The sequence below is a fragment of the Halorussus sp. AFM4 genome, from assembly GCF_051194995.1.
Classification (GTDB): domain Archaea; phylum Halobacteriota; class Halobacteria; order Halobacteriales; family Haladaptataceae; genus Halorussus.
On the sequence record NZ_JBNTJT010000003.1, the window covers coordinates 369,022 to 392,954 of the forward strand.

General features: G+C 69.2%; 26 protein-coding genes. 14 read left to right on the forward strand and 12 right to left on the reverse strand.

The features are described 5' to 3' along the window. The first annotated feature begins 9 nt into the window (after positions 1 to 9). On the forward strand, positions 10 to 1,164 hold the full coding sequence (locus tag ACQUQF_RS14905) for an acyl-CoA dehydrogenase family protein (RefSeq protein WP_435179889.1): 1,155 nt from the start codon (positions 10 to 12) through the stop codon (positions 1,162 to 1,164). 298 nt (positions 1,165 to 1,462) lie between these two features. On the opposite strand, the gene ACQUQF_RS14910 is transcribed toward ACQUQF_RS14905, so the two are convergent. Further along, positions 1,463 to 1,969, reverse strand: a complete 507-nt coding sequence (locus tag ACQUQF_RS14910) for a DUF4330 domain-containing protein (protein WP_435179890.1) — start codon at positions 1,967 to 1,969, stop codon at positions 1,463 to 1,465. Between the two features lie 704 nt (positions 1,970 to 2,673). On the opposite strand from ACQUQF_RS14910, the gene ACQUQF_RS14915 reads away from it, so the two are divergent. The 3 genes from ACQUQF_RS14915 (at position 2,674) to ACQUQF_RS14925 (ending at position 3,893) form a co-directional block, all read left to right on the forward strand. Then, entirely contained in the window at positions 2,674 to 2,829 is a 156-nt protein-coding gene (locus tag ACQUQF_RS14915; RefSeq protein WP_435179891.1) for a hypothetical protein, read from the forward strand. A 133-nt stretch (positions 2,830 to 2,962) separates the two neighbouring features. Continuing rightward, entirely contained in the window at positions 2,963 to 3,268 is a 306-nt protein-coding gene (locus tag ACQUQF_RS14920; RefSeq protein WP_115795101.1) for a DUF7565 family protein, read from the forward strand. A gap of 43 nt (positions 3,269 to 3,311) precedes the next feature. Then, entirely contained in the window at positions 3,312 to 3,893 is a 582-nt protein-coding gene (locus ACQUQF_RS14925; protein ID WP_435179892.1) for a GNAT family N-acetyltransferase, read from the forward strand. Positions 3,894 to 3,967: 74 nt separating this feature from the next. On the opposite strand, the gene ACQUQF_RS14930 is transcribed toward ACQUQF_RS14925, so the two are convergent. Then, the gene (locus ACQUQF_RS14930) at positions 3,968 to 4,462 is read right to left on the reverse strand and encodes a DUF892 family protein (RefSeq protein WP_435179893.1); all 495 of its coding nucleotides are present in this window, start codon (positions 4,460 to 4,462) and stop codon (positions 3,968 to 3,970) included. A 148-nt stretch (positions 4,463 to 4,610) separates the two neighbouring features. Between ACQUQF_RS14930 and ACQUQF_RS14935 the strand changes: the two genes are divergently transcribed. Both ACQUQF_RS14935 and ACQUQF_RS14940 read left to right on the forward strand, forming a co-directional pair. Further along, positions 4,611 to 4,784 carry a hypothetical protein gene (locus ACQUQF_RS14935; protein WP_435179894.1) on the forward strand — a complete coding sequence of 58 codons (174 nt, stop codon included), beginning with the start codon at positions 4,611 to 4,613 and terminating at the stop codon, positions 4,782 to 4,784. 91 nt (positions 4,785 to 4,875) lie between these two features. Beyond that, positions 4,876 to 6,558 carry an acyl-CoA mutase large subunit family protein gene (locus tag ACQUQF_RS14940; protein WP_435179895.1) on the forward strand — a complete coding sequence of 561 codons (1,683 nt, stop codon included), beginning with the start codon at positions 4,876 to 4,878 and terminating at the stop codon, positions 6,556 to 6,558. A gap of 38 nt (positions 6,559 to 6,596) precedes the next feature. Here ACQUQF_RS14940 and ACQUQF_RS14945 read toward each other — a convergent pair whose 3' ends face one another. The 3 genes from ACQUQF_RS14945 to ACQUQF_RS14955 form a co-directional block, all read right to left on the reverse strand. After that, entirely contained in the window at positions 6,597 to 7,514 is a 918-nt protein-coding gene (locus ACQUQF_RS14945) for a halocarboxylic acid dehydrogenase DehI family protein (RefSeq protein WP_435179896.1), read from the reverse strand. A gap of 71 nt (positions 7,515 to 7,585) precedes the next feature. After that, positions 7,586 to 8,497 (reverse strand): NmrA/HSCARG family protein, encoded by a 912-nt coding sequence (locus ACQUQF_RS14950; RefSeq protein ID WP_435179897.1) that lies wholly within the window; start codon positions 8,495 to 8,497, stop codon positions 7,586 to 7,588. A gap of 134 nt (positions 8,498 to 8,631) precedes the next feature. Next, entirely contained in the window at positions 8,632 to 9,753 is a 1,122-nt protein-coding gene (locus ACQUQF_RS14955) for an aminotransferase class V-fold PLP-dependent enzyme (RefSeq protein ID WP_435179898.1), read from the reverse strand. Between the two features lie 368 nt (positions 9,754 to 10,121). Between ACQUQF_RS14955 and mce the strand changes: the two genes are divergently transcribed. Continuing rightward, positions 10,122 to 10,505, forward strand: coding sequence for a methylmalonyl-CoA epimerase (gene mce, locus ACQUQF_RS14960; RefSeq protein ID WP_435179899.1), 384 nt, complete (start codon positions 10,122 to 10,124; stop codon positions 10,503 to 10,505). 72 nt (positions 10,506 to 10,577) lie between these two features. After that, on the forward strand, positions 10,578 to 11,033 hold the full coding sequence (locus tag ACQUQF_RS14965; protein WP_435179900.1) for a VOC family protein: 456 nt from the start codon (positions 10,578 to 10,580) through the stop codon (positions 11,031 to 11,033). 61 nt (positions 11,034 to 11,094) lie between these two features. On the opposite strand, the gene ACQUQF_RS14970 is transcribed toward ACQUQF_RS14965, so the two are convergent. The 4 genes from ACQUQF_RS14970 to ACQUQF_RS14985 all read right to left on the reverse strand — a co-directional run bounded on the left by ACQUQF_RS14970 (position 11,095) and on the right by ACQUQF_RS14985 (position 13,632). Beyond that, positions 11,095 to 11,916, reverse strand: coding sequence for an alpha/beta fold hydrolase (locus ACQUQF_RS14970; RefSeq protein WP_435179901.1), 822 nt, complete (start codon positions 11,914 to 11,916; stop codon positions 11,095 to 11,097). A gap of 227 nt (positions 11,917 to 12,143) precedes the next feature. Beyond that, positions 12,144 to 12,350 carry a hypothetical protein gene (locus tag ACQUQF_RS14975; protein ID WP_435179902.1) on the reverse strand — a complete coding sequence of 69 codons (207 nt, stop codon included), beginning with the start codon at positions 12,348 to 12,350 and terminating at the stop codon, positions 12,144 to 12,146. A 117-nt stretch (positions 12,351 to 12,467) separates the two neighbouring features. Further along, complete coding sequence (locus ACQUQF_RS14980; protein WP_435179903.1) at positions 12,468 to 12,923, reverse strand: hypothetical protein; 456 nt, start codon at positions 12,921 to 12,923, stop codon at positions 12,468 to 12,470. Between the two features lie 553 nt (positions 12,924 to 13,476). After that, positions 13,477 to 13,632, reverse strand: coding sequence for a hypothetical protein (locus tag ACQUQF_RS14985; protein WP_435179904.1), 156 nt, complete (start codon positions 13,630 to 13,632; stop codon positions 13,477 to 13,479). Positions 13,633 to 13,869: 237 nt separating this feature from the next. Here ACQUQF_RS14985 and ACQUQF_RS14990 point away from each other — a divergent pair, with 237 nt between their 5' ends. Continuing rightward, entirely contained in the window at positions 13,870 to 14,325 is a 456-nt protein-coding gene (locus ACQUQF_RS14990; RefSeq protein WP_435179905.1) for a hypothetical protein, read from the forward strand. Between the two features lie 91 nt (positions 14,326 to 14,416). On the opposite strand, the gene ACQUQF_RS14995 is transcribed toward ACQUQF_RS14990, so the two are convergent. Further along, the gene (locus ACQUQF_RS14995) at positions 14,417 to 15,067 is read right to left on the reverse strand and encodes an FAD-binding oxidoreductase (protein WP_435179906.1); all 651 of its coding nucleotides are present in this window, start codon (positions 15,065 to 15,067) and stop codon (positions 14,417 to 14,419) included. 202 nt (positions 15,068 to 15,269) lie between these two features. Between ACQUQF_RS14995 and ACQUQF_RS15000 the strand changes: the two genes are divergently transcribed. From ACQUQF_RS15000 to ACQUQF_RS15020, 5 genes are all read left to right on the forward strand, one after another. Beyond that, positions 15,270 to 17,030 (forward strand): 2-oxoacid:acceptor oxidoreductase subunit alpha, encoded by a 1,761-nt coding sequence (locus tag ACQUQF_RS15000; RefSeq protein WP_435179907.1) that lies wholly within the window; start codon positions 15,270 to 15,272, stop codon positions 17,028 to 17,030. Next, a complete protein-coding gene (locus tag ACQUQF_RS15005; RefSeq protein ID WP_435179908.1) occupies positions 17,027 to 17,890 on the forward strand; it encodes a 2-oxoacid:ferredoxin oxidoreductase subunit beta in 864 nt (287 codons plus the stop codon). Before ACQUQF_RS15000 ends, ACQUQF_RS15005 begins: the two co-directional genes overlap by 4 nt. Before the next feature lie 341 nt (positions 17,891 to 18,231). Beyond that, complete coding sequence (locus ACQUQF_RS15010; protein ID WP_435179909.1) at positions 18,232 to 19,263, forward strand: hypothetical protein; 1,032 nt, start codon at positions 18,232 to 18,234, stop codon at positions 19,261 to 19,263. A 378-nt stretch (positions 19,264 to 19,641) separates the two neighbouring features. Continuing rightward, complete coding sequence (locus ACQUQF_RS15015) at positions 19,642 to 20,874, forward strand: digeranylgeranylglycerophospholipid reductase (RefSeq protein ID WP_435179910.1); 1,233 nt, start codon at positions 19,642 to 19,644, stop codon at positions 20,872 to 20,874. A 204-nt stretch (positions 20,875 to 21,078) separates the two neighbouring features. Further along, positions 21,079 to 21,231, forward strand: coding sequence for a hypothetical protein (locus tag ACQUQF_RS15020; protein WP_435179911.1), 153 nt, complete (start codon positions 21,079 to 21,081; stop codon positions 21,229 to 21,231). 149 nt (positions 21,232 to 21,380) lie between these two features. Here ACQUQF_RS15020 and ACQUQF_RS15025 read toward each other — a convergent pair whose 3' ends face one another. Continuing rightward, positions 21,381 to 23,015 carry an AMP-binding protein gene (locus tag ACQUQF_RS15025; RefSeq protein WP_435179912.1) on the reverse strand — a complete coding sequence of 545 codons (1,635 nt, stop codon included), beginning with the start codon at positions 23,013 to 23,015 and terminating at the stop codon, positions 21,381 to 21,383. After that, on the reverse strand, positions 23,008 to 23,910 hold the full coding sequence (locus ACQUQF_RS15030) for an alpha/beta fold hydrolase (RefSeq protein WP_435179913.1): 903 nt from the start codon (positions 23,908 to 23,910) through the stop codon (positions 23,008 to 23,010). The genes ACQUQF_RS15025 and ACQUQF_RS15030 overlap by 8 nt, the downstream gene beginning before the upstream one ends. Positions 23,911 to 23,933: the final 23 nt, after the last annotated feature.

The window sequence follows — 23,933 nt, forward strand, 5'->3', positions numbered from 1 at the left end:
TGGTCCGACATGGAACTCCTCGCAGACGACATCGTCCCGGAGTACGCCCGCGACGTGAAGCACGAGGCCCGCGAGTTCGCCGACGAGCACATCGCGCCGAACGCCGAGGAGCACTTTCGAGAGGGGAAGTACCCCGCCGAGATCATCGAGGCCGGCCAGGACGCCGGCCTCGTCGCCCAGGACATCGGCGAGGAGTGGGGCGGCCGCGGGCTGGACGTGGTCCAGATGCTCGCGGTGGCCGAGGAGTGGTTCCGGGCCGACGCCGGCATCGCGCTGTCGCTCCAGTTGGCCAGCTTCGGCGCCGAGATCGTCGAGGAGTACGGCACCGACGAGCAGCGCGAGGAGTACCTCCGCCCCGTCGCCGAGGGCGAGCAGATCACCGGCCTCGCCGTCTCGGAGCCCGACACCGGCAGCGACCTCTCGGGGATGCAGACCACCGCGGAGCTGGACGAGGCGGCCGGCGAGTGGGTGCTGAACGGCGAGAAGTACTGGATCGGGAACGGCGTCGAGGGCGACTGGCTCACGGTGTACGCCCGGACCGGCGAGAGCGAGGACAACCGCTACGGCAACCACTCGCTGTTCATCGTCCCGACCGACGCCGAGGGGTACGACGCCGAGCACATCCCCGAGAAGATGGGGATGCGAGCGAGCAAGCAGGCCCACATCGTCTTCGACGACTGCCGGATCCCGGAGGATCACCTCGTCGGGTCGGAGGGCGCGGGCTTCATGCTGCTCGCGGAGTTCTTCAACCACGGCCGGACCGTGGTGGCGGGCCACGGCCTGGGGCTGGCCGCGGCCGCCATCGAGGAGGCGTGGGCGTTCGTCCACGACCGCGAGGAGTTCGGCCGCACCATCGCGGACTTCCAGGCGGTCCAACACGGCCTGGCCGACATGCGGATGGAGTTCGAGTCGGCCCGGGCGCTGACCTACCGCGCCGCCGAGAAGGTCCGGGACGGCGACAACGCCGGGCTGTGGGCCGCGATGGCCAAGACCAAGGCGACCGAGACCGCGACCGACTGCGCCGAGCGGGGGATGCAGTTCCACGGCGGCCGGTCGATCCTCGCGGACCGCCGCATCGCCCGGGTGTACCGCGACGTTCGGATTCCGGTGATCTACGAGGGCGCCAACGAGATCCAGCGCAACCTCATCTACCGGCAGTCGTAGCGCACGAAGCGGACTGGTGCTCCTTTAACGGAAGTATAGCTACAACAGTTCCGAAAGCCGCCGGCCAGTCGCGGCCGCTCACCGACGTATCCTCGCTTACTACGCCCACTCCGAATACGAGTCGCTGAGACGACCAAGCAAGCGCGACCGGCCGGCCCCTTGCAGTCCCACTTGACCGCCGGTCGTTTCACCGGCGCGGCCCGGTGGACTGCGTTACCGAGTGCGGTCTGTGCGTCACGGTCGCAGACCCCAGCGCTTTTTCGCGGGCCGGCGAGAATCACACCAAAAGAATACGGTGTTAATTCGCAGCTCGTATCTCTGTCACGCTACCTTTTACGGTGACGTGACCGAAGTCGAGGACGAGTTGTCGTCCGATTTCGAGCGGTTTGCCGCCGAACAGTATTTCGCCACTCTCAACCCTGACCGTGGTGTTGAGCGTCGTTTGGACCATAACGGTCTTCTTACGTGGATGAGCCCGCTCCCGGAACGAACTGTTCTGATTTCGGACGATGACCACCGTCGGTTCTATCGACTTGTTCTCGACAGCGTTGATTCGGTTCTTTCCGACTTCCCCTTCGGGGATAGCATCGGCGACGTAGGGTTGTACGCCAGGAACCTGGACAGTGACAGTGGTGGTTGAATTTCTAAGCTGGTCGGTTGATGCTGACTGATTCACCGGTTGTTCATCTGTGCCGAGAGCGAATGCCGCACCTGCGGCGACAACCCCCAGAACGAGCAGGACGGCGAGTGCGTCGATGATGTTAACCTTGCCGAAGAGTCGGCCCTTGTCGTCGATAAAATCCATATATTCGGGTTCCCGTCTGCGTGTTTCGGCCGGTCGTCAATCACGCCGCTAAAGCATTGTGGTTCGACCGGATAGAGTTCGATATTACAACACCTTTCCGGGCATAGGACCCAAGAATTGTTATCTTCAACATAAGTCCTGACAAACATCACCGACGCGAGCGTATGACAAGGGACTTCTCCGGACTCGCCGGCGCGTCCGTCGCGATGTTCACAGTCAGGGTCACAGACCGCTTCCGAGATATCCCCGGGCCGGAGGCTTCCCTGTGGTCCGTGATTGGGGTGGTGTTCTTCTATGGCTTGGCTTCGGCCTTCCGGGACGTGTTCGAGTATCTGGTTTCGCCCTCACGGTCCTGTTCGTCCTCTTACCGACGGGGCTCACGGTCTGGTGCATCGGGAATGTCGAACGACAGTACGGTATCCGGGAGGAAATCCAGGAGAGGGCTGGCTTCGGGGGGCAGTTGGTGACGGTCGGGTTGCTGGTGGTCGGGTTCTTCGCTGCGTTGGGGGGGACACGAGGACTGCTAGCGTTTCCGTTGTTCGAGGGAGGGTAAATACGTTATCGCACTTCGTTGGGCTATTGACGGGGCTCGGAAGAGCGGTCTTCGTCGACCTCGACGGGACGCTGGTCGACCGCGGTGAGAACGCGAGTCCCACCCTACAGATGTTGCATATTTAAGGTCTCTCGCCGGGCACCTCCCGGCAATGGCCGACCGAAGCGAAGCGATCAGCGTCCTGATCGCGGCGGAGTTCGTCGTCATGGCCGCGATCGTGTTCCTGCTGGTCCCGCTCGAAGCCGCGATTCCGCTGGTCCCGCTGTTTGTGGTCCTGCTGTTCGCACTCCACCAGTACCGCTCCTGAGTCGCGGCCCGGGACCGGCGGCCCGGACCTGCTCGTTCGGCGTCCTCCCAGCGCACTCGCCACGCCTCCTGGAGAGGCCCTCGGTCGGGCCCGGGAGAAAGGTTTTATCAGGGGGCTTCGACCATCCCCCTACATGACCGACTGGGAGTGCGGCATCGACGGTTGCAGCGACTCGTTCGACGACGTCGAGGAGGCCATCGTCCACCAGACCACCGACCACAAGCGCCGGGAGTGCAAGGTCTGCGGGTCGGTCGTGCCCGACGGCTACTTCGCCATCCGCCACGCGTTCGACGAGCACTCCCGCGCGGAGTACGTCCGGGCCTACGGCGCGAGCGCCGCGGAGGTCCGCCAGCGCGAGCGGGTCCGGGACGCCATCGAGGACGAGGCCGACCTCCAGCAGGTCGTCAACCGGCTCGACGAGATCACGGGCGGCCTGTAGGGCGCGCCACACCTTTTTACCCCCTGCGGGCCAACTCACGCCCATGTACGTCCGGGACGCGAAGAACAGGGAGGAGGTCTGGCTGCTGGACCACATCGAGGCGATGGGCCTCGACGAAACCGCGTTCCGCTCCCGGGACTACGTGGTCGCCGTCGACGAGACGTCGGGCGCGAAGGCGGGGTTCGGCCGCATCCGCATCCACAAGACTGACGACCGCGAACTCTGCGAGCTCACCAGCATCGGCGTGCTCGAATCCTGGCGCCGGCAGGGCGTCGGCGCCCACGTCGTCGAGCGGCTGGTCGAGCACGCCCGCGACCAGGGGTTCGAGGCGGTGTTCGCGCTGACGAGCGCGACCGACTACCTCTCGCAGTTCGGCTTCCGGCCCGTCGAGTCGAGCGACCTACCCGAGAAGCTCCGCGAGCGCCTGGCGTCCAAGCGCGAGGGCGTCGACCCCGACGCGGTCGCGATGGCGCTCGACGTCGATGAGTTCTCGATGCCCGACCGGCTCCGCGAGCGGTTCAAGCGCGCCCAGCCCCACGAGGACGAGCCCGAGCCCGAGGAGTCGGCCGAGGACTTCGGCATCGACCCGAGCGACGCGACCTACAAGTACGACACCGGTAGCTGAGCGACGCGCACAGTCGGGAGAGTACGAAAGAAGCGACCGAACGGAAGTGCGACGACGACCCGGCGCGGCCAGGTCTACGTCAGCTGGTCGTAGTCGTAGCTCTCGGTCAGCTCGACGAGGCGGTCGAGGAACTCCTCCTCCTCTTCGAGGTTCTGGTGGAGCAGGTCGCCGGCCTCGTCCATGCCGAGCTTGTCCGCGAGCTTCGCGAGGTTGCCGTACGTCGCGATCTCGTAGTGCTCGGTCTTCTGGCCCGCCGTGATGTCGAAGACGTCGAGCTCGCCCTGCTCGGGGTTCGACCGGGCGAACTCGTCGTGCTCCTTGATGATGCCCTGGGTGGCCTCGCACTCCTCGTCGCCGGGCGAGGCGTCGATCAGCTCGAACACCCGGTCGAGCCGGTCGATCTGGCCCTCGGTCTCCTCCCGGTGGTCGCGGAAGGCCTGGGCGATCTCCTCGTGCTCGACCTCCTCGGCCATCTCGCCGAGCGCCTCGTCGATCCGCTGCTCCGCGTCGTAGATGTCCTTCAGCTCGTTCTCGAACAGGTGGGTGAGGGAACTGGAACTCGAACTCATGCAGAGAGACAGAGGCCGCGGGCACGGGTAAACTCGGTGGCCCCCGCGTGAGGTGTTTCCGCAGCGCGAAGTGACCCGTTCTCACATCCCGGGAATCGGAACCCTCCTTTACCGCGAGGCCCGCCTGACTAGTACACGAGGCTCCATCATGACTCACGCTCTCGCTCACCGCGCCGGGAACGACGAACAGCGCGCGAACGACGACGAGGAACGCGCCGAGCACGTCTGCACCGACTGCGGCGAGGAGTTCGCGGTCGGCGACGAGATCGTCGACCCGCGGTGCCCGGTCTGTCTCGGCACCCGGGTCCGTCCGCGCGACTGAACGCCGGGTGTGCGGACCGCGCGAACCGCCGCGTCGGCGGGCGGCCCGAATCCGCCAATCGTTAAGAGCGGCGCGCCCGACGTCCTAGGTAATGTTCGACGCCGACGACCTCGAGGAGATACGCGAGGCCCGCGAGGACTGGGAGGACGAGACTGTCGGCCCCACCGTCGAGCGCTTCGGCGAACGCAAGGAGGAGTTCACCACCGACACCGGCGGCCAGGAGGTCGAGCGCCTCTACACGCCCGAGGACGTGTCGGACCTCGACTACAACGAGGACCTGGGCTTCCCCGGCGAGGAGCCGTACACCCGCGGGGTGTACTCGACGATGCACCGCGGCCGGTTCTGGACGATGCGCCAGTACGCCGGGTTCGGCACCCCTGAGGAGACCAACGAGCGGTTCCACTACCTGCTGGAGGAGGGCCAGACCGGCCTGTCGATGGCGTTCGACCTCCCCACGCAGATGGGCTACGACTCCGACGACGACATGGCCGCGGGCGAGGTCGGCAAGTCCGGGGTCGCCATCGACTCGCTCCACGACATGGAGACGGTGTTCGACGGCATCCCGCTCGACGAGGTCTCGACCTCGATGACCATCAACGCGCCCGCCTCGGTCCTGCTGGCGATGTACATCGCGGTCGGCGACAAGCAGGGCGTCGACCGCGAGGAGCTGCGGGGTACCATCCAGAACGACCTCCTGAAGGAGTACATCGCGCGCAACACCTACATCTACCCGCCCGAGCCCTCGATGCGGATCATCACCGACATCTTCGAGTTCTGCGCGGCCGAGACCCCGAAGTTCAACACCATCTCCATCTCGGGCTACCACGTCCGCGAGGCCGGCGCGACCGCGGCCCAGGAGCTGGCGTTCACCCTCGGTAACGGCATCGAGTACGTCGAGGCCGCGACCGACGCCGGGCTCGACGTCGACGAGTTCGCCCCGCAGCTCTCCTTCTTCTTCAACGCCCACAACAACATCTTAGAGGAGGTCGCGAAGTTCCGCGCGGCCCGCCGGATGTGGGCCCAGATCATGGAGGAGCGGTTCGGCGCCGAGAACCCCAAGTCCAAGCAGCTCAAGTTCCACACCCAGACCGCCGGGTCGACGCTCACCGCCCAGCAGGTCGACAACAACATCGTCCGCGTGGCGTACCAGGCGCTCGCGGCCGTCCTCGGCGGGACCCAGAGCCTCCACACCAACGGGAAGGACGAGGCGCTCGCGCTGCCGACCGAGGAGAGCGTCCGGACGGCGCTGCGGACCCAGCAGATCCTGGCCCACGAGTCGGGCGCGGCCGACACCATCGACCCGCTCGCGGGCAGCTACTACGTCGAGAGCCTGACCGACGGCGTCGAGGCGGAGGCGTTCGACATCCTCGAGGAGGTCGACGAGCGCGGCGGGATGCTCCGGGCCATCGAGGACCAGTGGGTCCAGCGCCAGATCCAGGACGTCGCCTACGAGCGCCAGCGCGAGATCGAGGAGGAGGAACGCATCATCGTCGGCGTCAACGAGTTCGAGGTCGACGAGGAGCCCGAGGTCGACATCCAGGAGGTCACCGAGGAGGATGAGCAGCGCCAGATCGACCGGCTCGAATCGGTCAAGGACGACCGCGACGACGAGGCGGTCGAGGCGGCGCTCGCCGCGCTCCGGGAGGCCGCCGAGGGCGACGACAACCTGATGCCGTACATCGTCGACGCGGTGAAGGCCTACGCCACGGTCGGCGAGATCTGCGGCGTCATGCGCGAGACGTTCGGCGAGTACCAGCCCGGCGCGGCGGTGTGAGCGGGCGGACTCTCCTCACCCGGCCCCTCACCGGCTCCTCAACCCAGTTCTCGACGTCCTTCGACCCCGACCGTCGCGGCGTACACGTGCAGCGCGGGCAGCACCGTCTCGATCGGCCCGCGGTTGAAGGTCGCGAACAGGTCCTGCAGTTCGCTCACCTGCTCGTCGCCCATCCCCCTCGCCCGCAGGTCGTCGGGCGAGAGCCGCGGCACGTACGGGATCGAGTCGACGAACGCGTCGGTCTCCTCGGCGGCCCGCTCGCAGGCTCGGTCGAACGCGTCCGACTCCAGCGTCGGTTCGAGGTCGTCCCAGGCGGTCCGGAGGTACGCGGGCCACTGGGCGAGACACCGGTAGATGCTCGGCAGCCCCTCGTCGAGGCCGTGGAACGCCCGGACGCGCTCGACGGTGTCGTCGAGTTCCTCGGGGACGCCGCCGGCTTCGATCATCGTCGGCGACAGGCCCCGGTCGCGGTCGAGCCACGGCGGCAGCGGTTCGGTCGCCGCCGCGTCCTCGTCGAGGTCCCCGCCGACCGACTCCCCCTGCAGCGACCGGTCGACGACCTCGAACATCGCCGCGAGGCGCGGCCCGACGACGTCGAAGGTCGCGACCTGCCCGCGGAGCTCGCGGAACTCGGCGGGACCGAGGCCGAGGTCCGCGCGGCGGTACGCGGGAAGCCCGGCGTTGTCGCCGGCGTTCCCGTCGTCGTACCTTCCGTCGCCGTCCGCCGCGGCGAGGACCGCGTCGCGGTACGCGACCGAGTACCGGCCGAACGCCCGCGTCTCGAAGACCGGCTTGACCTGCCCCCAGAGGTAGCGGGTGAACGCGGGCTCGTTGGCCATCAGCGTCCGGAATATCCAGTTCACCACCGGCGCCCGGAACGTCGCCTGGATGTCGTCGTACACGCCCCGCCTCCAGCCGGCGGCCTCGTGCTCGTACAGCTGTCTGTCGGTGTCCATAGCGGAGCGACGGCGAGGCGACCTTTCAGTCTTCCCGCCGTCCGAAAAACGGTCGTCTCGGGAATCGCCGCTTACAGCGCCTTGACCCAGCCGGGCGTCGCGGCCATCCCGTCCTTGTCCTCCCACCCGTTCTCGCGGAGGTACTCCGACAGGTCCGTGAACTCGAAGCCGAACGTCTCCTCAAGCGCGTCGATGTCGGCGTCGTAGCCCACGTCGTTGAACCACTCGCACATGACGGTGAACTCCTCGCCGAAGTCCTCGTAGGCGTCCTCGATGGGAACGTGGTACGGCTCGACGTCGACGCCGGTCACGTCGGACAGCGCCTCGGCCGTCTCGGCCAGCGTCTTCTCGTCGCCCGCGAGCTCGAAGCGCTCGCCGACGAACTCGTCGGGGCGCTCGAACGCGACCGCCGCAGCCCGGCCGACGTCGTCGACGTCGACCATCTGGAGCGAGACGCCCTCCTCGAGCGGGAGGGCGATGGTGCCGTCCTCGACGACGTCCTCCGCGAACGCCTCGAAGTTCTGGAAGAAGAACACCGGCTGGAGGACCGTCGTCGGGAGGTCGAGGTCCTGGGCGTGCTGTTCGATCTCCCACGCCGAGTCGAAGTGCGGAATCCCGGTGTCGCGCTCGTGGCTCCCGACCCCGCTGAAGACGAACTGGTCGACGCCCTCCTCGGCGGCGACGTCGGCGAGGTTCTTCCCCTGCTGGACCTGCGTCTCGTACCCCTGGGTCCAGAAGTTCGTCACCGCGAACACGGCGTCGGCGTCGGCGACGTGCGGCCGGAACGACTCGGGGTCGTTCAGGTCGCCCTCGACCATCGTCACGCCGCGTTCGTCGAGCGCCCGCGCGGTCTCGCCGTCGGCGTCGCGGGTCAGTCCCCGGACGTCGAACGTCTCGTCGGCGGCCAGCAGGTGGTCCACGACCGCGCCGCCCTGGTTGCCTGTCGCTCCCGTGACCAGCACTCGAGTCGGTTCTGTTGACATCGTCTTCGAGTAGTCCCCCGACACCTTTGTCCGTTTGGCGACACGGCCACCACCACGTGACGTCGCTGTTACCGAGTGGTCACGGTACCGAGGATTGACGCCGGCAAGCCGACTCGCGGGGAGGAGAGACAGGTCTATAGATACGCCACCAGTTCGTCGACGTCCGCTTCTGAATTGAACGCGTGAATCGACGCCCTGACGGCGTTCTCGGGGAACGGGAGCGACCGGATCTGTACCCCGTCGTCGGCCAGGTCCTCGACGAACGCCTCGGGATCGGGGTCGTCCACCGCGAAGGTGACGAGGCCGGACTCGTACTCGCGCGGGCTCAGCAGGCGGGCGGTCTCGGCGTCCTCGATTCCCTCCTTCAGCCGGTCGGTCAGCTCCGCGACCCGGCTCCGGATCGTGTCGTAACCCAGTTCCTCGATGGTCCGGATGGCCTCGCAGAGGCCGGTGTAGGGGGCCGGCGAGACGGTGCCGACCTCCAGGCGGTGGGCGCCCGGCTCGTAGGCGTACTCCTCGGCGTTCGGGTCCTCGACGCTCCGGTAGCCGACGTGGGCCGGCTCCAGGTGCGCCTCGGCGCCCGGCGCGACGTGGACGAACCCCGCGCCGAAGGGGCCGAGCAGCCACTTGTGGCCCGCGCCGGCCGCGAAGTCCGCGCCCCACTCGCCGACGTCGACCGGGACCTGGCCGGGCGACTGGACGGCGTCGACGAGCACCAGCGCGCCCGCGTCGTGGGCGACCTCGACCGCTTCGCGGACCGGCAGGCGGGTGCCGTGGCTCCAGGTCAGCGAGCTCAGGACGACGAGCTTCGCGCCGCGCGCGGCGTCGGCCATCGCGTCGACGTCGAGGCGGCCGTCCTCGGTCTCGACCACCTCGACCTCGACGCCCTCCCGCGACAGGCGCTTCCACGGCAGGATGCCCGCCGAGTGTTCGAGGTCGGTCCGGACGACGGTGTCGCCGGCCTCCCAGTCGAGGCCGGCCGCGACGCGGTTCATACCGTCGGTGGTGCTCTGGGTGAGCGCGATCTCCGCGGGCTCGGCGCCGAGGTGGTCGGCGACGACCGCGCGGGTCTCGTCGAAGACGTCGAACGCGCAGGGGTACATCCCCTCCTCGGCGGGCGCCTCGTACTCGTGGCGCTCGACGCAGCCCTCGACGGCCTCGACCACCCGGGTCGGGCTCGGCCCCGCGGCGCCGGTGTTGAGGTAGGTCGCCCGCTCCAGTGCTGGAATCGCGTCCCTGAGGTCGGTCGGGTTCACGTCTCCCGTCACGGCGGACCGCGGGATAAGTGCTGTTCCGGGCGGGGCCGTGGCGAGGGTGCCTCGAGTCGACCCTAGCGCGGTCGGCGCGTGCTGGGGACCCCTCGTGGGTCCGCCATGTCGCGCGAGGGACGAGCAACGCAGCGAAGCGAGTAGCGCAGGAGGCTGGGGAGGTGTGAGGCTGTGGCGGGGCTGTGCGGTTGGGGTAATTCATATGAATCGGAGGTAGCTAGCTCGTCCGCTGTCCGGCCATCTACGACCGAAGACTCCGAACCATCTACGACCGAAGACTCCGAAATCCGATTCCGGCGCGCCACCGTCACGCCGGTACCACGGAACCTATACCCCACACCGCCGAACACCCGCGCATGCACATCGACCACGTCGGAATCGCCACCGAGGACGCGGCCGACCTCGCGGACCTGTACGCCGACCTGTTCGACGCGCCGGTCGCCCACGAGGAGGAGTTCGACGGCCTGCAGGTCGTCTTCCTCCGGTTCGGCGACAGCTACTTCGAGCTGCTCGAGCCCCTGGAGGACGGCACCGTCTCGCGGTACCTCGACGCGAACGGCCCGGGCATCCACCACGTCGCCCTCGAAACCGACGACATCGAGGCCGCGCTGGCGACTGCCCGCGACCACGGCGTCGAGCTCATCGACGAGGAGCCCCGGCCCGGCGCGTGGGGCCACGACGTCGCGTTCCTCCACCCGAAGTCGACCGGCGGCGTCCTGGTCGAGTTCGTCGAGCACTGACCGGACACAGAGTAGCTGATCCGCCCACCCGCTACTGAAACGGTTAAGCCGCCCCACGACCTCCCGACGGGCATGACGGACGACGAGGCGACGACCGACGAAGCGGACCCGACCGACGACGCCGACGGCGCGGTCCGCGGCCTGGGCGAGGTCGCGCTCCGGACCGAGGACCTCGACGCGGCCTGCGACTTCTACGCCGACGTGCTCCGGCTCCCGGTGCTCGACCGCGACGACACCAGCGCCTTCTTCGAGCTGGGGACGGGGTACGGCGGCCACACCGAGGTGCTGGCGCTGTTCGACCGGACCGGGACCGACGGCTACGAGCCCCCGGCGACGCCGCGCACGACGCTCGACCACCTCGCCTTCGAGATCGACCGCGCGGACTTCGACGCCGAGCGCGAGCGCCTCGAATCACTGGGGTACGACCTCGACACCGCGTACCACGACTGGGTGCAGTGGCGCTCGCTGTACCTCCGCGACCCCGACGGGAACCGGGTCGAGCTGGTCTGCTACGACCCCGAGGACTGAGGTTCCCGGTCGGCCCGGCGCCGGAGTCGGGCGCTCGTCGCGAGTCCGCCCGCTCCGGGGGTCACGGGAACACTTGCGCCAGGAACTCCCGCAGGGCGCCGGTGAAGAACTCGGGGTTGTCGAGGTTCGAGGCGTGCCCGGCGTCCGGCACCTCGCGGACCGCGACGTCCGGGAGCTCGGTGCCGAGCTTCCGGGCGTGGCGCCGGACGAACGGCGCTTCGTGCTCGCCGTACAGCACCAGCGTCGGGACCGTGATCGCCTCTAGGTCGAGGTCCGTCTCGTGGAACGAGGCCACCGCTCGGATCACCTTGGCGAACTCGTCTGCGGTCATCCTCGGGCCCCCGGCGCGGAGCCGCTCGATGGCGTCGTAGTCGCCGCTGACGTCCCGGCCGTGGACGCGCTCCTGGAGCCACACCAAAGCGCGCTCGACCCGCTCGTAGCCGAGGAGCCGGACCGGCGGGACCGTGGCCCGGAGCATCGCGACCCGCTGGAGCCACTCGCGCCGGTCGAACACCTCGGGAGTGAAGGTGTCGGCGAGCACGAGCCCCGACAGGTCCTCGGCCCGCCGGACCGCGTACGCCTGGGCGATGCAGCCGCCGGTCGAGAGTCCGCAGACGACCGGGTCCTCGAGGTCCAGCGCCGCCACGAGCGCGTCGAGGTCGGCGGCGAACAGGTCGACGGAGTAGGCCTCCCGCGCCGACCCGCCGGTCCGGCCGTGGCCGCGGACGTCGTAGGCGACGGTCGTGTACTCCCCGGCGAGCGCCTCGACCTGCGGGTCCCACTGGCCGTGGTCGAGGATCGCGCCGTGGACGAACACGACCGGCGGGCCGCTGCCGCGTCGCTCGTAGTACGTCTCGACGCCGTTGGTCCGGACGGTCGGCATAGGTACGGTACGGCTCGCCGGGTAGATGAAGGTGGCCCCGGGACGAACGGTGAACGCCGGACGTCGGGCGACCGACGGGCGCGAAGAAGGAACCGTCCGAGGACTGACCTCCGCAGCGGAACGTCGGCCCGAAACGGACGCCGACCGACGGGCGCGTCACGGCCCGCGCGGGCGTCGGAGGACCGCGTGCGGTTGCGTCCGGTTCCCGGGTCGCACGCTCGCGGCCGTCAGAGGTCGTCGGACCGGGCGCGCTCGAGCAGTTCCTTGACCTCCTCGACTGTCATGTCGTAGTCGTCCGCGAGCTGGTCGAGCGACGCGCCGAGCCGGTTCTCCTCGACCGGTACCTTCGTCGCGCAGTTCGGGCACGTCGCCCGCCGCAGCGACCCGGTGTACTCCCAGACGTATCCGCACCGATGACATTGAACGTTTGCCAAGGATACGTGCTCCTACGCGTCCGCCGGAGAAGGTCGGGGCCGCGGTCCCCGACGTCGAGCCAGCGGAGGATGTCGGGTCGCTTCGATGGCTACGGCCGGCTCGTCGCTACGCCGACGTCAGACCTGCGAGGTCTGGCCTTCGCCCTGCGTCTGGTGGGCGCGCTGCCGGATCTCCTCGCGGAGATGGTTCATCAGCTCCTCGCCGGACGGGTTCTGGCTGCTGCGGTTCATCGCCTCCTGCTCGACCTGCTCGGCGGCCTGGCGCACGCGGTCGGGCGCCTGGTTGCCGGTCACGCCCTCGTAGAGGTTGACCAGCCAGTCGGCGCCCTCGCCCTCGATGGACTGCTGGAACTCCTCGGGGCTCATCTGCGTCACGCTCTCGTCCCACTCCTGGGAGACGTTCTGCGAGATCTCGTTCTCGCTGACGCCCAGGAAGTTGGCCAGGCCGCGCCGGTAGTCGTCCTGGCTCTCGGTGACGCCCTGCTTCCACTGGTCGGCTGCTCGTTCGAGGTGCGATTCCCAGACGGCCATCGCTTCCAGCTCTTGCTGGATCTCGGACTCTCCTGCTGACATTGGAATCACGGGAGCACTGCGTCGCTCCCGGTTGGTAGTAGAAGACGTCTGGGCATAAACACCTCATGGCCAGACAACTTATGTTTAGTCGTTCCCACAGTGAGTATAACGGAGAAGTCGAGGTAGAATCGCAGGACTGCGTGGCGATTCGAACGATTCGATCTCGGACGTGAGTCGCGCCGGACAGGACCGACAGTCGGGGTCACCCCCGGCGCTCGACGGTCCCCCACGCGCGAACTGTCGGCCGGACGGCGCGGAGCAGTCGCTGTCCGACGGATTCCGGCCTGGTAGTCGACGGAGTAGACGGACGGGTCGGTACGACGGGACACAGCCAGAAGCAAGAGGACGGCGCAGGGCCGTCCCTGCTCCGCGTGATTCCAATACGCAGGAGCGGTCAGACCGCCCCGTCGGGGTTTTGTTCTTTTCGGCCAAGAGCGTTACGGCCTGCCGTACCGGTACGCCGGCCCCACCGGCTGGCGGGCTGCCGACGAGCGGGGACCCGGTGTGAGCCGGTTCCGGCGGGGACGCGGGGGAGCGGCGGGCGGCTGTCCGGCTACTCGCTGACGGCCGTGCTGTAGTCCTCCATGAACCGCTTGCCGTAGGCCTGCAGGCCGATGAGGAACTCGGCCGGTGTGATGCCGCGGTCGCGGGCGCGTTCCGCAGTCAGCGTGAACTCCTGGAGGAGCCAGTTGAGATCGTCGTCGTCCATGGTACTGATTCTAGTGGTGGCTTCTACCACTGATTTAAATGTCTTTCGGTAGTGGCACCGTCTGACCCCCGACTCGTCTGGTGATTCGCGCCGACCCGCCGGACGGGTCGCCGCGCCGGGAGGACACTCCCGGGCGTCGAGACTCGTGTCCCGACTCGCCCGGGTCGGGCAACAGACCTACGGACGTCCGCGGCGAGACACCGACGGGGAATCGAACGCGGTGTTCCTCGTGATTCCATGGCAGGAGACGACTCACAGACCGACTCCGACGAACTGCAGGAGGTCGCGCGTGCGATGGCCTTGTGGGAGCGCCACCTCGAGAGCGCGGCCGACCACTGGCACGAGGGCGTCCGGGAGAGCGCCGAGGAGTACCGCGAGGGGCTCGCGGAGGGCCTCGGCGTCGAGCCGGAGGACGTCCCGGACGAGGCGGTCGAGCACTGGCAGGAGAGCGTGATGGAGACCGACGCCTCCGAGTTCGCGGGCTCGATAGCCGGCGAGGGGACCGACTGGTTCATCGGGCTGTACGAGCAGACCACCGGCGAGGAGCCCCCGCCGGAGGTCGAGGAGGCCGCCCGGGAGGTCCAGGAGGCGGCGCTCGACCGGCTCGACGACGACGCCAGCGACGAGGAGATCACCGACGCGGTCCAGGAGGCGGTGCGGCAGCGGCGACAGGACGCCACCGGGGGAGGCTGACGGTCCCCTCGCGGTCGTCAAGGGCGCATCCGGGCGAGAGGTAACGGTGACGAGAGCGAGAACTACGCGACGCCGATCGCCGGCGGCGCGGTCAGTCGTCGCCGGGCGCGGGACCGAAGTTCTCGGTCTTGGCGTCCGCTGCGTCGCGGTCGGCCGCGTCGAGCGCGGCGTTCGCCCGGTCGAGGAAGTCCGCGAAGCCGTAGACGAAGAACTGTCCGGACGCCTCCGCGAGCACCGACACCACCTCCTGGTCGCTCACGTCGTCGGTGACGACGACCGTCGCGCCCGCGTCGGCGAGCGCGGCCAGTCTGTCCTCGTGGACCGGGTCGTCGTCCTCGTAGACCACGGTGACGGCGGCGCCGTCCTCCAGGGCGCGCTCGCCGATGCCCACCGCGGGGCCGACGCCCGGCCCCCCGGCGAGCACGACGACGCCGTCCTCGTCCTCGTAGTAGGCGTCGCCGAACGGCCCCGCGACCGAGACGGCGTCGCCGGGTTCGAGGTCGGCGAGGTACGGGCTGAGCGACCCCTCGGGGTCGACCTCGACGGTGGTCTCGAACGTCTCCTCGGCGTCTGGTGAGGAGAGGGTATAGTGGCGCGTGATCTCCTCTCCGTCGACCGTCGCGGCGAGCTGGACGAACTGGCCCGGCCGGGCGTCGAAGCCCTCGGGGGTCTCCAGCGTCAGCGCGACGGTGTCGGTGCCGACCGACTCGACTCCGCGGACAGCGACTTCGGTTCCGTCCATGCACGCACCTTACCGGGGCGCCACTAAAGAGCCTACGACCGGCCGTCGCGGGACGGCCGACGCGGCCCGGTCGACGTGACACGGTCCGGCTCGGTGGCGTACGACCCGGTGGTACAACGTCGAGGACCCGCCCGCGGTTGTTCTTGCCGCGGAGTCGCTTCAGAAGGCTTTTGATTTGGCATGGGTTACCGGCTAGTTAGGAATGCCAGACGACCTGAACTGGGCCATCGGCGGCGAGGCCGGCGATGGGATCGACTCTACCGGGAAAATCTTCGCACAGGCGCTTTCCCGTGCGGGCCGGCACGTGTTCACCTCGAAGGACTTCGCGTCCCGAATCCGGGGCGGCTACACCGCCTACAAGATCCGAAGCTCGACCGACCGTGTCGAGAGCGTCGTCGACCGCCTCGACATCCTGGTCGCGCTGACCGAGCGCACCATCGACGAGAACATCGACGAGCTCCACGAGGGGAGCGTCATCATCTACGACGGCGAGCGCACCGAGATGCAGGACGTCGAGGTGCCCGAGGGGATGATCGGTCTCGACGTCCCGCTCCAGCGGCTCGCCGAGGAGGCGGGCGGCGCCATCATGCAGAACATCGTCGCGCTGGGCGCGGCCTGCGAGGTCACCAACTTCCCCATCGAGAACCTCGACTCCGCGCTGGAGAAGAAGTTCGGCGCGAAGGGCGAGTCCATCGTCGAGAACAACAAGGAGGCCGCCCGGAAGGGTCAGGAGTACGTCCAGGACGAGTTCGACCACGACTTCGAGTACGACATCGACACCACCGACAACGACTACGTCCTGCTGAACGGCGACGAGGCCATCGGCATGGGCGCCATCGCGGCGGGCTGTCGGTTCTACGCCGGCTACCCCATCACCCCCGCGACCGACGTGATGGAGTACCTGACCGGCCGGATCGAGCAGTTCGGCGGCACGGTGATGCAGGCCGAGGACGAGCTGTCGGCCATCAACATGGCGCTGGGCGCGGCCCGCGCCGGCGCCCGGGCGATGACCGCCACCTCCGGGCCGGGCATCGACCTGATGACCGAGACGTTCGGGCTGGTCGCCACCAGCGAGACGCCGCTGGTCATCGCCGACGTGATGCGGTCGGGCCCCTCGACCGGGATGCCGACCAAGCAGGAGCAGGGCGACCTCAACATGACGCTGTACGGCGGTCACGGCGAGATCCCCCGGTTCGTCGTCGCGCCGACCACCGTCGCCGAGTGCTTCCACAAGACCGTCGAGGCGTTCAACCTGGCCGAGAAGTACCAGACGCCGGTCTTCCTGCTCGCGGACCTCTCGATGGCCGTGACCGAGCAGACGTTCGAGCCCGAGGAGTTCGACATGGACGCGGTCGAGATCGACCGCGGCAAGGTCGTCGACGAGGACGAGATCGAGGCCTGGACCGACGAGAAGGGCCGGTTCCAGCCCCACTTCCCGACCGCCGACGGCGTCAGCCCCCGGGCGTTCCCCGGCACGGCCGACGGCGCCCACATGTCGACCGGGCTGGAGCACAACTCGCTCGGCCGCCGGACCGAGGACACCGACGTCCGGGTCGAGCAGGTCGACAAGCGCAACCGCAAGGTCGAGACCGCCAGGGAGGAGGAGGACTGGGACGTCCGGGAGTTCGGCGACTCCGACTCGGACAACCTGGTCATCTCGTGGGGGTCGAACGAGGGCGCGATGCGCGAGGCCCTCGAGTTCCTCGACGAGGACGGCGTCGACGTCCGGTTCCTCTCGGTGCCCTACATCTTCCCGCGGCCCGACCTCAGCGACGAGATCGAGGCGGCCGACGAGGTCGTCGTCGTCGAGTGCAACGCCACCGGTCAGTTCGCCGACCTGCTCGAACACGACGCACTTACCCGCGTCAAGCGCGTGAACAAGTACAACGGCGTCAGGTTCAAGGCCGACGAACTGGCTACCGAGATCAGAGAGAGCCTGCAGACCGAGGAGGTCACAGCATGAGTTCAGAGGTTAGATTCACCGACTTCAAGTCCGACAAGCAGCCGACGTGGTGCCCGGGGTGCGGCGACTTCGGCACGATGAACGGCATGATGAAGGCGCTTGCCAACACGGGCAACGACCCGGACAACACCTTCGTCGTGGCGGGCATCGGCTGCTCCGGCAAGATCGGCACATACATGCACAGCTACGCGCTCCACGGCGTCCACGGCCGCGCGCTGCCCGTGGGCACGGGCGTGAAACTCGCCAACCCCGACCTCGAGGTGATGGTCGCGGGCGGCGACGGCGACGGCTACTCCATCGGCGCGGGCCACTTCATCCACGCTGTCCGCCGGAACGTCGACATGACCTACGTGGTCATGGACAACCGCATCTACGGCCTGACGAAGGGCCAGGCCTCGCCGACCAGCCGCGAGGACTTCGAGACGAGCACGACCCCCGAGGGCCCGAAGCAGCCCCCGGTCAACCCCCTCGCGCTCGCGCTGTCGGCGGGCGGCAGCTTCATCGCCCAGTCGTTCTCGACCGACGCCCAGCGCCACACCGAGATCGTCCAGAAGGCCATCGAGCACGACGGCTTCGGCTTCGTGAACGTGTTCAGCCCGTGCGTGACGTTCAACGACGTCGACACCTACGACTACTTCCGGGACTCCATCGTGGACCTCGCCGACGAGGACCACGACCCGACCGACCGCGACGCGGCCAAGGACAAGATCCTCGACGCCGACAAGGAGTACCAGGGCGTGCTCTACCAGAACGAGGAGAGCGTCCCGTACAGCGAGCTCCACGGCATCGAGGGCAACATGGCCGAGATCCCCGACGGCGCGCCCGAGGGCGCGATGGACCTCGTCCGCGAGTTCTACTGACGACCCGGGTCAGTTTCGTCGTTCGTCGTCGATCCTCGATTCTATCCCTCTCGCTTCTTCGACCACGGTGACGTGTCCGTAGTATCGTTCTCGAAATCCCCCGGCCGCTGGCGGTCGCTGCCCGACATATCCTCCGCTCACTTCGCTCGCTCCGGATAGAGGTCGGGCAGACGACCACGGGCATCCGGCCCGCCAGCCGCCGGCCCATTTCAGTCCCACCTGCAGCCGGTGTCACCGAGCGCCTCCCGGTGGCTTGCGTCGCCCTCACCTCCTCAAACTGTCCCATCCGGTGCCCGAGCGAGCCCCCAAAGCGTATCTGCGGGAGCGTCGTGCCGTCGTCCATGAATCGACGGGAACTGCTGGGGGCGCTCGGACTGGGGGCGACCGGGGCGGCGGGCCTCGTCGGCTCGCCGGCCGACGCCGGGAGACAGGTGACCGACGCCGGGACGCGGGCGACCGACGGAACGACCACCGCGGAGACGACCGAGGGGGACGGCTTCGACGGCATCGACTCGTCGGGCGACCGACCGTTCGCCACGGTCACGGTCGGGAGTCGGGCCGGCGTCCGGAACCCCGAGAACGACCGCCCGCACCTCGTCCGGGTGTGGAACGACAGCGAGCGCGAACGCACCCTCCGACTCGTACTCCGGCGGGACGACGGCGGAGCCGCGCTACTCGACCGGCGGATCGAGTTCCCGGCGGACGGCTACCTCGCGCTCCGCCTGCTCGAACCCGCGAGCTACGCGCTGACGGTCGCCGCCGTCGGCGGAGAGGCGGGAACCGCGACCGGGACGGCGACGACCGCAACCGAAGCCGCGCCTGCAACCGCGACCGCCGGGGGTGCAACTGACGGCACGGTCCGGATACCCCGGACGCTGTTCGACTGCAACGACTCCCGGACCGACGTGCGGGTCGGGCCCGACGGCGCGGTGGCGTCGGAGACGGTCACGACCGAGATCGGCTGTCCGCCCGCGGTCGTCGACCGGACGTTCACCGCGTTCCGGGGGACCTGCGGCGCGGCCGACGAGGCCGACGTCTCGTTCGGCGAGCGGTCGGTGACGATCGAGGGGTCGATCCGCGCGCCAAACCCCTGCTACGGCGCCCGGCTCGCGGACGTCGCGGTGACCCCGGAGGGCGGGCTCCGGGTGACGGTCGCCGCCACCGAACCCGAGTCGGGGTTCTGCGCCCAGTGCGTCGCGACCGTGGAGTACCGGGCCGAGATCGCGTTCCGCGACCGCGTGCCCGGGACCGTGACGGTGGTCCACCGCGGCGGCGGCGCGACCCGGCGGGTCGCGACGGTCTCGCGCGCCGGGACGACGACCGCGACGGGCGGGTCCGGCGGAGCGACGTCCGGGACGACGACCCGGACGTGAACCGACACCCGGCGGACGAGCTGTCCGGGCGCTGACACCGGGTGGCTTTTGCCCGCGGTGTGCCAACAGAATCCGGGCACGAGAGCGTTTGCGCCCGTTTTTTATGGGAGAGGTGTCTACCAGCAGTAGAGATGACTGCGGACGAATACGACACCGGCGAGGCGCACTCGCCGACCATCCGGGCGCTGGCCGGTCGCCGCGGCGCCGGGGGCGCGCCGCGGGGCCGGTCCGCCCGCACGACCTCGGGAGACCGGCGGTGCGGCGCCGGTCGACCCCGTCGGGCGTCCGAGCGCAGGCGGGGGTCCGACGGCGAGTCGGCCGGTCCGGTACGAATCGCGGACGAGACGACCGCTTCCCCTCCGACCGAGGCGACCCGCCATGTCTGAGCACTTCGACGTCGTCGTCGCGGGGGCCGGGCCGGCCGGGGCCCAGTGCGCCCGCGACCTCGCCGAACGGGGGTACGACGTGGTCGTCCTCGAGACCGAGGCCGAGGAGGAGTTCCCCGCCCAGAGCAACAAGTCGACCGCCGGGACGTTCCCGTCGATGATGGGCGCGTTCGGGATCCCGGACGACGTCGTGATGAACTACACCGACGACGTCGTGCTCGAGTCGCCGAACGACCACTACGTCCGGCGCCAGCCCGGCGCGGTCCTGGAGTTCGCCGACTTCAAGAACTTCCTGGTCGAGGACGCCCGCGAGGACGGCGCCGAGTACCGGTTCGACGCCCGGGTCTCGAAGCCCGTGATGGACGACGGCGAGATCGTCGGCGTGCGCTACAACGGCGACGAGGAGGTGTACGGCGACATCGTGGTCGACGCGACCGGGCCGGCCGCGCCGCTGGCCAAGGACCTGGGGGTCACCGACCTCCAGCGCAAGCACCAGGCCATCGGCGTCGAGTACGAGCTCGAGGGCGTCGACGTCGACGCCGACGGCTACGCCGACCTCACCGACGCGATGATGCTCCGGCTCGACCACGACCTCGCGCCGGGCGGCTACTCGTGGATCTTCCACACCGGCGGGGACACCGCGAAGGTCGGGCTCTGCTACATCCAGAACGAGGCCCACCGCGACTACGCGAAGGACGGCATGGGCATCGACGACTACCTCCAGTACTGGCTCGACACCGACCCCCGGTTCGCGGACGCCGAGCGCATCGCGGGCAAGCAGCACCGCGGGTCGGCCCACATCCAGATGCCCAGCGGGTTTAGCACGGACAACTTCATGGCGATCGGCGACACGGTGCCGACCATCGACCCGCTGTGGGGCGAGGGCATCCACACCTGCATGAAGTCGGGCCGGGCGGCGGCCATCACCGCCGACCGGTGTTTCATGTCGAGCGACCGGGACACCTCCGCCGAGAAGATGGCCATCTACGACGAGCTCTGGCAGGAGCGGGTCGCGCCCAAGATGCGGACCCGGCTGCTGATGACCCAGCTGCTGTACCTCGCGCCCAACGGGCGCTACGACACCCTGATCCGCGACCTCAACCGCGTCGACGCCGACGCGCTCCGCAAGGCCAACGCCGGCAGCACCCGCGACGTCATGAAACTGCTCCACTTCGAGGACCTGCCGCTGCTCGCGCGGTTCGCCAGAGAGCGACTGCTCGAGTGACGGCGGTCACGTGACCCGCCCCGAGCGCGCAGGCGGCGGACCTGTTCTCACCGCGAGCGCCGGCATCGTCCCCGCAGTTCCGGCGCTGGCGCGACGTTCGGACCGCATCGGCGGCCGCCCGTATTAGGTCCCTAATATGATACGGTCAATCAATATCCATACGCAGCAGCGCTTAAATACGGGCGAGGGGAATGGACGGCCACGATGTCAGACGAAACCATGAAAGACGTGTCGCACACGCCGCCGTACGGGAACGGCGCGGACCGCGTCTGGGAGCGAGGTCACGAGTACGAGGCGGACGCGGTCGAGGCGTCGCCGGCGGAAGCCGACGAGACGCAGACGCCCGCAGACGACTGAACCCACCGAAAGGGTGGGACAGCGGTTTCCGCACACCGAGACCTTCGCGGAGAGCGGCGAAGACCCCGCGCCGACTGACGATTCCTGCGAGTCAGAGACGATAGTGCAAACAGTCGGGAGGACACCGACTGTCGGTCGGCGGGTCGTACCTACTCCCCGTCGGTCGCGTCCCCCCCGAACCGCTCCTCGACGGCCCGGCGGTCGATCTTCTCGGGGCCCGAGGTCGGCATCTCGTCGACGAAGGCCAGGTGGCGGGGGCGCTTGAACCGCGCGAGCCGCCCGTCGAGGAAGTCGGTCAGCTCTCCGGGGGTCAGCGACTCGTCGCCCTGGACGACCGCCTTGCCGACCTGGCCCCACCGCTCGTCTGGGACCGGGACGACCACGACCTCCTCGACCTTCGGGTGGTCGGCGATGCGGTCCTCGACCGCGGCGGGGTAGACGTTCTCGCCGCCCGAGACGTACATGTTCTTCTTCCGGCCCTCGACGAAGTAGTAGCCGTCCTCGTCCCGGCGGGCGAGGTCGCCGGTTGCGACCCAGCCCTCGCCGAACGTCTCGCGCGTCTCCGCCTCGTTGCGCCAGTACCGGTCGGCCTCGTGGGGGCTCGCGAGTTCGAGCTCGCCGATCTCGCCGTCGGGGAGTTCCTCGCCGTCGGGGTCCACGACGCGGGCGTCGACGTGCATCGCCGGCACCCCCACGCTGTCGGCCTTCTCCTCGGGCCAGCCGTCGGGCATCGCGAAGTTGTTCGGGCCGCACTCGGTCAGCCCGTACCCCTGCGAGAGGTCGACGCCCCGGTCCCACCACGCCTCCATCACCGCCTCCCGGCAGGGGCCGCCGCCAGACTTGGCGAACCGGAGCGTCGAGAGGTCGGTCGACTCCCAGTCGTCGTGGGTCGTCATCATCCGGAGCACGGCTGGCACCGCCACGAGCACGGTCGCGCCCTCCGCCTCCACCAGGTGCAGCACCTCGCCGGGGTCGAACTCGCGGGCGACGACCACGGTCGCGCCGAGGTGGAACAGCGGCACCGTGAGCACGTTCCACCCGCCGGTGTGGAACATCGGGAACACCATCGGCGTGACGTCCTCCGGCCGGAGCCCCCACGCCGTGATGGTGTTGAACGAGTTCCAGAGGACCGAGCCGTGGGTGAGCACCGTCTCCTTCGGGACGCCGGTCGACCCGCCGGTGTGGAGGAAGAGGTGCGGGTCGTCCATCGACAGGTCGGCGGTCGCGACCGGCGAGTCGTCGTCGGGGAGCGCGTCGGCCCACTGGTCGTACGTGGCGGCGTGTTCGCTCCCGCCGGCCTCGCCGGCGTCGTCCGGCTCCCCGTCGGTCGGTAGCGACAGCACAGAGCAGTCGAACGCCCGGTCGTTGTGGGCAAGCACGTCGCCGGCCAGATCCGCGAACGGCTCCTCGACGACCAGCAGTTCGGGCTCGACGTCGTCGAGCAGCTCGACCAGTTCGCCCGCCGCGAGGCGGTGGGAGAGCGGCGCGAGCACGCCGCCGGTCTTGGCGGTGGCGAAGAACAGGTCGACCAGTTCGGGACGGTTGCGCGAGAGGACCGCGACGCGGCCGCCGGCGTCCGGGTCGCCGCCCCGGTCCCCATCCCGCGCGACGCCCTCCTCGCGGAGGAGCCGTGCGACCCGGTTCGCGCGCCGGTCGAGGTCGGCGTAGGTGTACCGCTCGCCGGTGGTCGCGTCCACCAGGCCGACCGCGTCCGGCGAGAGGGTCGCGCGCCGCTCGCTCCAGGCGCCCACCCAGTCGTAGGGTCGCTCGTCGTGGCTATACATGGGCGAGGAACTCCGCGAGGCGGTCGTTGACGACGTCGGCCCGCTCGATGAAGAAGAGGTGCGAGCCGCCCTCGAAGACGGCGAGCTGCGCGTTCGGCAGCCCCTCGTACAGCAGGTCGGCGTTCCCGACCGGGAGCACCCGGTCGTCGGTCCCGTGGGCGACCAGCGCCGGCACGTCGATCTCGCCGAGCCGGTCGCTAGCGTCGAACCCCGCGACCGCGGCGGCCTGGGCGTCCCGGGCGGCGTCGCTCGCGTCGCCCGCCAGCCGCCAGTCGACGATCTCCTCGACGAGGTCCTGGTTCGCGTCCCAGAACTCGTCGGTCATCGCGGGCTTCATCTTGTACCGGACGGCCTCGCGCTCGTCGGCGCCCTCTGGCGCGTCGAACATCCGGGCCCGGGTCTCCTCGGGCGTGGGGACCGCGTCGTCGCCGCCGGGACCGGTGCACAGCAGGCCGAGCGACTCCGCCCGGTCGTAGTCGAGCGCGTACTGCTGGGCGATCATCCCGCCCATGCTCGCGCCGACGACGTGGGCGCGCTCGGCGCCGACCGCGTCCAGGACCGCTTCGAGGTCGCTCGCCATCTCGGCGATAGTGTACGGACCTTCGGGCGCGTCGGAGTCGCCGGTGCCGCGGTTGTCCCAGACGACGACCCGGTACCCCTCGTCGTCGTGCGACCGCGTCGCACCGCTCGGCGAGCCTTGCCCGCCGGCGAGTCCGTCGCGCTGCCAGCGCCACATCCACCGGCCGTAACCCAGCCCCTCGACGAGCGCCACGGTCTCGGCGCCGCTCGCGTCGGCGTCGCTCACGTCGGCGGTGTCGTCGGAGGGATCGCCGTCTTCGACCGGGTCGGTGACCTCGTAGTAGAGCGAGACCCCGTCGTTGTCCGCGTAAGGCATGCGAGAATCCACGGAGGAGACCG